The organism is Jannaschia formosa (assembly GCF_003340555.1).
Lineage (GTDB): Bacteria > Pseudomonadota > Alphaproteobacteria > Rhodobacterales > Rhodobacteraceae > Jannaschia > Jannaschia formosa.
In genome coordinates, this window is record NZ_QPLJ01000003.1 from 275,609 (window position 1) to 283,817 (window position 8,209).

Here is an 8,209-nt window from a genome sequence, read left to right on the forward strand (position 1 = left end):
CAATAGACCCGGCCATTCCGGACGAACCGGTGAAGACCGCTCAGTTCCAAGGGAGACGTTACCGTCGCTACGTAACCGTGCGTGGGGCCCGTTGGGCCTTCGGTGCCGTGCCAGAGGCGCGTGCGTTGGCGTCTTTTGTAATCGCGCAGATGATCCCAAACCGGGCTTCGGTCAAGATCAAATCTCCGCCGCCCGAAGATTTTTCCGCCGCGCGACGCTACGGAACCTTAAGCGGCCCGAACCGTTTTGTCCGCAACACTGAATGGAGATAGTCATGACCGCACCCCTGAAGCTTCTGACCGCCCTGCCCCTGATCGCTCTCACCGCCGGCTGCGTCGCCGGGGGCAACGACGTGGTCAACACGCCCTCGGAGATCGAGGCGACGACCGATCAGGACATCGACAGCGACGGCACCATCCCGCAAGGCGGCATCGAGGTCGGCACATAAGGCCGAGCCACCGCCGACGCCCACAGCAGAAGGCCCCCGCCGAGCCTCGGCGGGGGCCTTTTCACGTCGCCCGGCAGGTCGCGAGGGTCAGAGCTGTCGCTCGACCATCATCTTCTTGATCGACTGGATCGCCTTCGCGGGGTTCAGGCCCTTCGGGCAGGTCTTGGTGCAGTTCATGATCGTGTGGCAGCGATACAGCTTGAACGGATCCTCCAGGTCGTCGAGCCGCTCTCCGGTCGCCTCGTCGCGCGAATCGATGATCCAGCGATAGGCGTGCAGCAGCGCAGCCGGGCCGAGATAGCGGTCGCCGTTCCACCAGTAGGACGGGCAGGCCGTCGAGCAGGAGGCGCACATGATGCACTCGTAGAGGCCGTCGAGCTTCTCGCGGTCCTCGATGGACTGGCGCCATTCCTTCGCCGGCGTGTTCGATTTCGTCTCCAGCCAGGGCATGACGCTGGCGTGCTGGGCGTAGAAATGGGTCAGGTCGGGGATCAGGTCCTTGACCACCGGCATGTGCGGCAGCGGGTAGATCTTCACGTCGCCCTTCACCTCGTCGATGCCCCAGGTGCAGGCAAGCGTGTTCACCCCGTCGATGTTCATCGCGCAGGAGCCGCAGATGCCTTCCCGGCAGGACCGGCGAAAGGTCAGGGTCGGATCGATCTCGTTCTTGATCTTGATCAGCGCGTCCAGGATCATCGGCCCGCAGGTGTCGAGGTCGACCCAGTAGGTGTCGAGCCGGGGGTTCTTCCCGTCCTCGGGGTTCCAGCGATAGATCTGGAAGCGGCGCAGGTTGGTCGCGCCCTCGGGCTTGGGCCAGGTCTTGCCGGTGGTGATCTTGGAATTCTTCGGCAGGGTGAACTGAACCATCGCGTCGCTCTCCTTCGTCGTCGGCCCACACATAAGGTGCCGGGGCCGTCCTGTCGGCGCGACATTTTCACAACGCGCGGCCGAGGGAAATGGGGTGTTCTGCGCCTTCGGGCAGGTTCCCGCGCGATGTGATCACATCGGCGCGTCAGAGCGCCCGGATGATCTCCGGCAGGGCATTCTCCGCGAAGCAGCGGATCGTTTCCGGCCGCTGCGCGACCTCGGTGACGATCCGGCTGGCGGTGGCGTCGTCGCGGCTGGCGGCGGAGCTTGCGAGGACGACGATCTCCTGGCCCGTGGCGTTGTCGATCACGCAGTCGGTCGCCGGCTCTAGCGGGACGCCGGGGAAGCGCTGCGCCACGATGGGGTTCACGACCGACTTGGCGGTGGCGCGGGTCAGTTCGGTGCCGACGCCGGTGTTGCAGGCGGCGAGGCCCAGCAGGGCCAGCGCGGCCAGTCTCTCAAGCGGCATCCTTCACCTCCTGCAGCCAGCGGGTCGGATGGTCCTCGTAGCCGAGCGTCACCAGATCCGCCCCGTATCGCTCCGCATAGTCTTCGGCCAGGGCGCGAGGCAGCCGCGTGCGCCATTGCGCCGCCCGGCCCGAGGCGACGTGCTTGGCAACGCGCTCGATCCGGTCTTCCGAACGGGCCAACCCGCCGAACAGGGCGTTGTTCCAGAAGATCTGCACGCCGGTCTCGACCTCGGGCTCGGGCAGACCGAGGTCGCGCAGATGCTCGCGGAAGAGCCGACAGTCGGTATCGGCGATCAGCTCCTCGTAGCGCGTCTCGATCCCGTTCGGCCGGGCGTAGTCCCAGGCGGTCATCTCGGCCAGGGTCTGCGCGTGCTTCTCCGCCATCTCGAAGCGCAGGCGGGCCACATCATCAGGCAGCGCGTTCAGGTGCTGCTGGTAGGTCAACCCGCCCAGGTCGTCGCGGGCGACATGCAGGAACTGCTCGCCTTCCGCCGGCGCGTGGAGGTGATAGCGCATCCCCGAAAGCAGCACGTCGCGCGGGTCGCGGATGACATGCAGGATCCGCGCGTCGGGCCGCGCCAGCAGGTCGTCGGCGAAGGTGGACGACCAGGAGAAGAGGAAGATGCGCTCCGCCTCGGGGAGGGGCTTGCGCGTCGAGGGGAAGACCACGCGCTTCTCGACGCCGAGCGTGGTGGCGATACGGCGGAACGTGGCCCGCATCCACAGCGTGCCGGTCTTGTGATGGGTCCCGACGCAGAAGACGCGCGGGGCGATCAGCCCGGTCATCCCTGGGCGCGGGCGGCGGTGCAGGTCAGAAGGGCCTCGATCTCGGCCTGGGACATCGGCGCGTCCGGATCGACGGCCAGGTCCGGCCGCCCGATGGCCGTCGCACAGGAGGCGAGGCCGGGCGTGACCGCGACCGGCTCGTCCACGAAATCGGCCGCCGAAGGCACACCGCCGAGACCCGCGTTGCAGGCGGCCAGCAGGGGCACCAGCACGAGGACGCGGATCACGAGATGCTCCGCCCGATGGCGATGCCGACGCGCGGGGGCGGGCCGCGCCCCTCGATACGCCGCTGGATGCAGGCGGCCAGCCGCTGCTCAGGGGTGCCTGTCCCCAGCGTCGTGCTGGTCGAAAGGCCGCCGCGCACGCGCGGCCCGCCCGATCCGATGCCGATCCCGATGCTGGTGCTGACCTGCCCGTCGCGCGCCAGCTCCGCTCGGCAGGCGGCCTCCGCCTCCGCAGGCGTCAGCGGCACGGGCTGCGCGCAGGCCGACAGCAGCGGGAGGAGCAGCAGCCACCTCATCGCGGCAGCGCCCGGCAGGCGTCGAGCCGCGCCAGGTCCTCGGCGGAGGTGCTGCGGATCGTCCCGTTCTCGACGACGAGCCCCTGGTCGCGCGCGCAGTCGAGATAGGAGGCGCGCCGCGCCTCGGGTCCCGTCGGCATGCAGGCGGACAGGGCCAGCAGCATCGGCAGGGCCCGCCTCAAGACGCCTCGCGCGCGACGCAGGCCTCGAACGCGGCCTGCTGCTCGGGGGTGAGGCGGACACTGGCATTGAGGTCGGTGCCGGGCGCCAACTCCTGACCGACCTCGGCCAGGCAGCGGGTCGCCAGCGCGATGGCCGCGTCGTCGACGACGGGTTCGGGCTCAGCGGTCTGGCAGGCGGCGAGAAGGAACGGGGCGAGAAGGAGAAGATGGCGCATCGCGTCTCTCATGACTGAACTGTTTCCCCTCCCTTATCGCGGCAGGGGGGGAAGGTCACGTCCCGACGCGTGGAGCACGGCGAGGGGACGGCGCCCCCTCGCCGACAGGGTTCAGTAGACCCGCGCCTTGGGCGCGATCTTCTTCAGGTCGATGCCGCCGTCGTTATGCGAGGTCAGCGGGTTCAGGTGGACGCCGCGATAGCCCAGATCGGACTTCATCTCGTCGCCCCTGAACCAGACCAGGGAGTGCTTGCGCCAGTTCTCGTCGTCCCGGTTCGGGAAGTCCTCGTGCGCATGGGCGCCGCGGCTTTCCTTTCGGGCCTCGGCGGCGGTGACGGTGGCGACTGCGTTCGGGATCAGGTTCGCCAGCTCCAGCGTCTCCATCAGGTCGGAGTTCCAGATCAGCGTGTTGTCCGTCACCGACACATCGGGCAGCTTGCCCGCGATGTCGTCCATCTTCTCCTTGCCCTGCGCCAGCGTCTCAGAGGTGCGGAAGACGGCAGCGTCCTCCTGCATGGTCTTCTGCATCTCGAGCCGCAGCTCGGCCGTGGCGACCTGACCGCGCGCGTGGCGCAACCCGTCGAAACGCGCCAGCGCCATCTCGACGGAACGCATGTTGGGCGAGGGCACCGCGCCGTCGCGGTCGACCACCGCGCCCGCACGGATCGCGGCGGCGCGGCCGAAGACCACGAGGTCGATGAGCGAGTTCGACCCCAGCCGGTTCGCCCCGTGGACCGAGGCGCAACCCGCCTCGCCCACCGCCATCAGGCCCGGCGCGACGCGATCCGGGTCGTCGGCCGTCGGCGCCAGCACCTCGCCCCAGTAGTTCGTCGGGATACCGCCCATGTTGTAGTGGACGGTGGGCAGGACCGGGATCGGCTCCTTCGTGACGTCGACGCCGGCGAAGATGCGGGCGGATTCGCTGATGCCCGGCAGGCGCAGGGCCAGCGTCTCGGGCGGCAGGTGACTGAGGTTCAGGTGGATGTGATCCCCGTCCTTGCCGACGCCCCGGCCCTCGCGGATCTCCATGGTCATGCAGCGCGAGACCACGTCCCTTGAGGCGAGATCCTTGTAGGTCGGCGCATAGCGCTCCATGAAGCGCTCGCCCTCGGAGTTGGTGAGATACCCGCCCTCGCCGCGCGCCCCCTCGGTGATGAGGCAGCCGGCGCCGTAGATCCCGGTCGGGTGGAACTGCACGAACTCCATGTCCTGAAGCGGCAGGCCCGCCCGGGCGACCATGCCGTTGCCGTCGCCGGTGCAGGTATGGGCCGAGGTGGCCGAGAAATAGGCCCGCCCGTAACCGCCGGTGGCGAGCACGACCATCTTGGCCGAGAACAGGTGCAGCGTCCCGTCGTCCAGCTTCCAGCAGAGCACGCCCTGGCAGATCCCATCCTCGGACATGACCAGATCGATGGCGAAATACTCGATGAAGAACTCAGCCTTCTGCTTCAGCGACTGACCGTAGAGCGTGTGCAGGATGGCGTGGCCGGTCCGGTCGGCGGCGGCGCAGGTGCGCTGGACCGAAGGGCCTTCGCCGAACTCGGTCGTGTGGCCGCCGAATGGCCGCTGGTAGATCTTGCCATCCTCGGTCCGCGAGAAGGGCACGCCGTAATGCTCCAGCTCGTAGACGGCCTTCGGCGCCTCGCGCGCGAGGTATTCCATCGCGTCCGTGTCGCCCAGCCAGTCGGAACCCTTGACGGTGTCGTAGAGATGCCACTGCCAGTTGTCGGTGATCGTGCGCGGGTTGATCGGGTTGCCGTCGGCGTCCTGCCCATCGCTGGTCTGGATCGGCATGTTGCCAAGGCTGGCGGCGATGCCGCCCTGCGCGGCGACGGTGTGGGACCGCGTCGGGAACACCTTCGTCACGCAGGCGGTGCGCAGCCCCTGCTCGGCCATGCCCAGCGTCGCGCGCAGGCCGGCGCCGCCGGCCCCGACGACGACGACGTCGTAGGCATGGGTCTCGTAATCGTAGGCAGCCATGGGATACTCCCGGTCAGAGGGCCAGCCGCACCAGCGCCCAGAGGCTGACCAGAGCGGCGGCGTAGCAGAGGATGTGGGCGCCGATCAGCAGGATCTTGCGCGTCATTCCGCGCGAATAGTCCGTGATCAGGACATGGACGCCCTTCGCGAAGTGATACCAGCCCACGGCGAGCGTCAGCGCGGCGATCAGCGCCGGGAAGGGGCGCGAGTAGTAGGCCACGACCACCTCCCAGGGCTCGCCCACGGCGGTGCCGAAGGTGAAGACGAAGAAGGGCACCAGGATCAGCAGTGCCACCGAAGAGATCGTCACGCGCCAGAAATGCTGCGTTCCGGAATGGGCGGAGCCGAAGCCGGTGACGCGCTTGCGGTCGGTGATGTAGGGCATGTCCGAAGCTCCGTCAGAGGATGAGGATCGTGAGGATCGTCAGCACGACCGAGCCGCCGATGCAGCCCCAGCCCAGCATCTCGGCCGAGCGGATGTCGAGCATCGCGCCGGTGTCCCAGATCAGGTGCCGGATACCGGCCAGCGTGTGATACCAGAGCGCCCAGATCGAGCCGAGGAAGACCAGCTTCCCGAACCACGAGGTCAGCACCGCGTCCGCCGTGGCGAAGGCTTCGGGCCCGGCGGCCGCCGCCACGAACCACCAGGTGATCAGCAGCGCGGCCAGGATCAGCGCGTTGCCGGTGATCCGCGTCAGGATCGAGGTGATCGAGGTCAGCTGAGGGCGATACACCTGCAGGTGCGGGCTGAGCGGTCGGTTGCCGCGGTTCACGTCGGCCATGGGCGACGCTCCTTTTCGGTCGATCTTCGGTATGTCGATGGACGTTCTAGCGATATCCCCGGCAGTGTCACGGGGTCCGAGGGTCGCAGGGTCCGGAATCCGGCGCCCTCTCACATTCCGTGATCACACCCAGCCGGCATGTGATCACGGTCTTCGCGACCGTGAGGGGAACCCTGCTCCCGGCCCCGCGTTCCTCCCCGAGCGCCGCGCGAACCTTTCGCGGATCGCTTCCTGACGCCAAGGCCATTCCGCTCCGGAGATTTCCCCATGACGACCGTCGACCACTCCCATCATCTGGCCGAGGACGCGGTCGAACGCCGCTACGACACGCGGGGCCGCACGTCCTGGGGCGCGATCCTCGCCGGATCCGTCTTTGCGCTGGGGCTCTATGTCCTGCTCAGCCTCGTGGGGCTGGCACTCGGCTTCTCGCTGGTCGAACCGGATCAGGCGACGCCGATGAACGGCTCGCTGACCACGACGACGGTCTGGCTGTTCGTCAGCCAGCTCGTCGCGCTGGGCATCGGCGGCTACGCGGCGGGGCGTCTGGCAGGCGTGCTGCGGCCGATGGGCTCGATGCTGCACGGGGCCGTGGTCTGGGCGTTGACGACGCTGGTCGCCCTCTACATGGCGACCTCGGCGGCGATGGGCATCGCCAATATCGCCGGCTCGGCGGTCTCGAGCGTGGCCTCCGGCGCGACGAGCGCGGTCGAGGCGGCCATCCCCGAGGATTTCGACCTGCCCGACCTGTCGATCGGCGCGCTGTCGATGGACGATCTGCCGGACGGGGTTCGGCAGACGCTGCGCGAGAATGGCCTGACGCCCGAGACCTTCCAGGCCGAGGCGCGCGAGGCGTTCCGAACCGTGCTCTCGCAGCAGGAACAGCAGCGGATCGCCTCGCAGGCGACCGAGACCGCCACCGAGATCGTCACCTCCCCCGGCAGTGCCGGGCAGGACATCGAGGACTTCATCGACAGCACGTTCGGCCGCGGCGCCATTCTCGGCGAAGAGGATCGGCAGGAGGCGCTCGTCGTGCTTCAGGACCGCTTCGATCTGTCGGAACGGGACGCGGAATCCTTCCTGACCTATGTGCAGACCCGCGCGGAGACCGTCCAGGAAGAGGCCGAGGCCGCGCTGGCCGAAGCCCGTACCCAGGCGATCGAGGCCGCGGACGCCGCAGCCGACGCCACGGCGAACGCCGCCTGGCTGGCCGCGCTCGCCTCGCTCGCAGGCCTCATAGCGGCGGCGGGTGGCGCCTATCTCGGCCGCCCGAACCGCGGTTGAGGAGCGAGGCGCCCCTGACCTCCGGGGCGATCCGGAACCAGACGGGAGACGCAGGATGTCGAGCAAGTCGCGTGACGAGATCTGGGACGAATGGGGTGAATTGGTGAACATGGCGCCGAAGCAGATCGAGGACTGGCTGGAGACCGACGAGAGCAAGTCCGTCGGCGCCGACAGCGGGGACGGAGAGTCCCAGGGCCGCAAGTCCGCCAGGCGCATCATCGAGATCAAGCGAACCAACAAGGGCGACCTCAGCGACGACGATTGGGACCACATGGCCGCCGTCGTCGGCTACATCAAGCGCCACGGAGCCCAGGTCCCGCGCGACCCCGAGGGCAGCGACTGGGAATACTCGATGAAGAACTGGGGCCACGACCCGTCCGGCAAGAACGGCATGGCTTGACGGGCGGCGGCCGGGACTTGCTGATTCCGGACGGCATGCTCCGTCCCGTCGGCGCATCACGCCGGGCCGAACCGGCCCTTCGCCGCTACCTTGTGCGGTCGTGACGGAGAGATTTCTGTGTCGGGCGCGACCAGTTCATCCGAGAGTGGCATATGCCTAGGCGGTGTTGACAAAACCCTTCCCCTGACTGGCTTGGCGTGATTCACGGTGCCCGACTGTGATCGGGCGGAGTGATGCGATGGCGCGGGATCTGATGTCGGATGCGGAGTGGGTGTTCT

13 protein-coding genes are annotated in these 8,209 nt (G+C 68.3%); 3 read left to right on the plus strand and 10 right to left on the minus strand.

All coding sequences use genetic code 11. The features are described from left to right. Positions 1 to 274 precede the first annotated feature (274 nt). Entirely contained in the window at positions 275 to 448 is a 174-nt protein-coding gene (locus DR046_RS23525; RefSeq protein ID WP_167766911.1) for a hypothetical protein, read from the plus strand. Positions 449 to 535: 87 nt separating this feature from the next. Here the strand turns inward: DR046_RS23525 and DR046_RS05715 are convergent, their stop codons facing one another. The 10 genes from DR046_RS05715 to sdhC form a co-directional block, all read right to left on the minus strand. Then, positions 536 to 1,315, minus strand: coding sequence for a succinate dehydrogenase iron-sulfur subunit (locus DR046_RS05715; RefSeq protein WP_115380830.1), 780 nt, complete (start codon positions 1,313 to 1,315; stop codon positions 536 to 538). 145 nt (positions 1,316 to 1,460) lie between these two features. Next, a complete protein-coding gene (locus tag DR046_RS05720) occupies positions 1,461 to 1,784 on the minus strand; it encodes a hypothetical protein (protein ID WP_115380831.1) in 324 nt (107 codons plus the stop codon). Further along, entirely contained in the window at positions 1,774 to 2,571 is a 798-nt protein-coding gene (locus tag DR046_RS05725) for a sulfotransferase family protein (RefSeq protein ID WP_115380832.1), read from the minus strand. The genes DR046_RS05720 and DR046_RS05725 overlap by 11 nt, the downstream gene beginning before the upstream one ends. Then, positions 2,568 to 2,798, minus strand: a complete 231-nt coding sequence (locus DR046_RS05730; protein WP_115380833.1) for a hypothetical protein — start codon at positions 2,796 to 2,798, stop codon at positions 2,568 to 2,570. The genes DR046_RS05725 and DR046_RS05730 overlap by 4 nt, the downstream gene beginning before the upstream one ends. Next, positions 2,795 to 3,091, minus strand: a complete 297-nt coding sequence (locus DR046_RS05735; RefSeq protein ID WP_115380834.1) for a hypothetical protein — start codon at positions 3,089 to 3,091, stop codon at positions 2,795 to 2,797. Before DR046_RS05735 ends, DR046_RS05730 begins: the two co-directional genes overlap by 4 nt. Next, on the minus strand, positions 3,088 to 3,255 hold the full coding sequence (locus DR046_RS23530; protein ID WP_167766913.1) for a hypothetical protein: 168 nt from the start codon (positions 3,253 to 3,255) through the stop codon (positions 3,088 to 3,090). Before DR046_RS23530 ends, DR046_RS05735 begins: the two co-directional genes overlap by 4 nt. 14 nt (positions 3,256 to 3,269) lie before the next feature. Continuing rightward, positions 3,270 to 3,488, minus strand: coding sequence for a hypothetical protein (locus tag DR046_RS05740; protein WP_115380835.1), 219 nt, complete (start codon positions 3,486 to 3,488; stop codon positions 3,270 to 3,272). 111 nt (positions 3,489 to 3,599) lie between these two features. Further along, on the minus strand, positions 3,600 to 5,468 hold the full coding sequence (sdhA, locus tag DR046_RS05745) for a succinate dehydrogenase flavoprotein subunit (RefSeq protein WP_115380836.1): 1,869 nt from the start codon (positions 5,466 to 5,468) through the stop codon (positions 3,600 to 3,602). A 13-nt stretch (positions 5,469 to 5,481) separates the two neighbouring features. After that, positions 5,482 to 5,853 carry a succinate dehydrogenase, hydrophobic membrane anchor protein gene (gene sdhD / locus DR046_RS05750; protein ID WP_115380837.1) on the minus strand — a complete coding sequence of 124 codons (372 nt, stop codon included), beginning with the start codon at positions 5,851 to 5,853 and terminating at the stop codon, positions 5,482 to 5,484. Positions 5,854 to 5,866: 13 nt separating this feature from the next. After that, positions 5,867 to 6,250 carry a succinate dehydrogenase, cytochrome b556 subunit gene (gene sdhC / locus DR046_RS05755; RefSeq protein ID WP_115380838.1) on the minus strand — a complete coding sequence of 128 codons (384 nt, stop codon included), beginning with the start codon at positions 6,248 to 6,250 and terminating at the stop codon, positions 5,867 to 5,869. Positions 6,251 to 6,517: 267 nt separating this feature from the next. Between sdhC and DR046_RS05760 the strand changes: the two genes are divergently transcribed. After that, positions 6,518 to 7,531 carry a hypothetical protein gene (locus tag DR046_RS05760; RefSeq protein ID WP_115380840.1) on the plus strand — a complete coding sequence of 338 codons (1,014 nt, stop codon included), beginning with the start codon at positions 6,518 to 6,520 and terminating at the stop codon, positions 7,529 to 7,531. Between the two features lie 55 nt (positions 7,532 to 7,586). Beyond that, positions 7,587 to 7,931 (plus strand): DUF3140 domain-containing protein, encoded by a 345-nt coding sequence (locus DR046_RS05765; RefSeq protein WP_115380842.1) that lies wholly within the window; start codon positions 7,587 to 7,589, stop codon positions 7,929 to 7,931. Positions 7,932 to 8,209: the final 278 nt, after the last annotated feature.

Bases quoted from the DNA above. Each gene is read 5' to 3' on its own strand.
- sdhD (WP_115380837.1), bottom strand. From the start codon at position 5,853: ATGCCCTACATCACCGACCGCAAGCGCGTCACCGGCTTCGGCTCCGCC.
- DR046_RS05720 (WP_115380831.1), bottom strand. From the start codon at position 1,784: ATGCCGCTTGAGAGACTGGCCGCGCTGGCCCTGCTGGGCCTCGCCGCC.
- DR046_RS05765 (WP_115380842.1), top strand. From the start codon at position 7,587: ATGTCGAGCAAGTCGCGTGACGAGATCTGGGACGAATGGGGTGAATTG.
- DR046_RS05715 (WP_115380830.1), bottom strand. From the start codon at position 1,315: ATGGTTCAGTTCACCCTGCCGAAGAATTCCAAGATCACCACCGGCAAG.
- DR046_RS05735 (WP_115380834.1), bottom strand. From the start codon at position 3,091: ATGAGGTGGCTGCTGCTCCTCCCGCTGCTGTCGGCCTGCGCGCAGCCC.
- DR046_RS05725 (WP_115380832.1), bottom strand. From the start codon at position 2,571: ATGACCGGGCTGATCGCCCCGCGCGTCTTCTGCGTCGGGACCCATCAC.
- sdhC (WP_115380838.1), bottom strand. From the start codon at position 6,250: ATGGCCGACGTGAACCGCGGCAACCGACCGCTCAGCCCGCACCTGCAG.
- DR046_RS05760 (WP_115380840.1), top strand. From the start codon at position 6,518: ATGACGACCGTCGACCACTCCCATCATCTGGCCGAGGACGCGGTCGAA.
- DR046_RS05740 (WP_115380835.1), bottom strand. From the start codon at position 3,488: ATGCGCCATCTTCTCCTTCTCGCCCCGTTCCTTCTCGCCGCCTGCCAG.
- DR046_RS23525 (WP_167766911.1), top strand. From the start codon at position 275: ATGACCGCACCCCTGAAGCTTCTGACCGCCCTGCCCCTGATCGCTCTC.
- DR046_RS23530 (WP_167766913.1), bottom strand. From the start codon at position 3,255: ATGCTGCTGGCCCTGTCCGCCTGCATGCCGACGGGACCCGAGGCGCGG.
- sdhA (WP_115380836.1), bottom strand. From the start codon at position 5,468: ATGGCTGCCTACGATTACGAGACCCATGCCTACGACGTCGTCGTCGTC.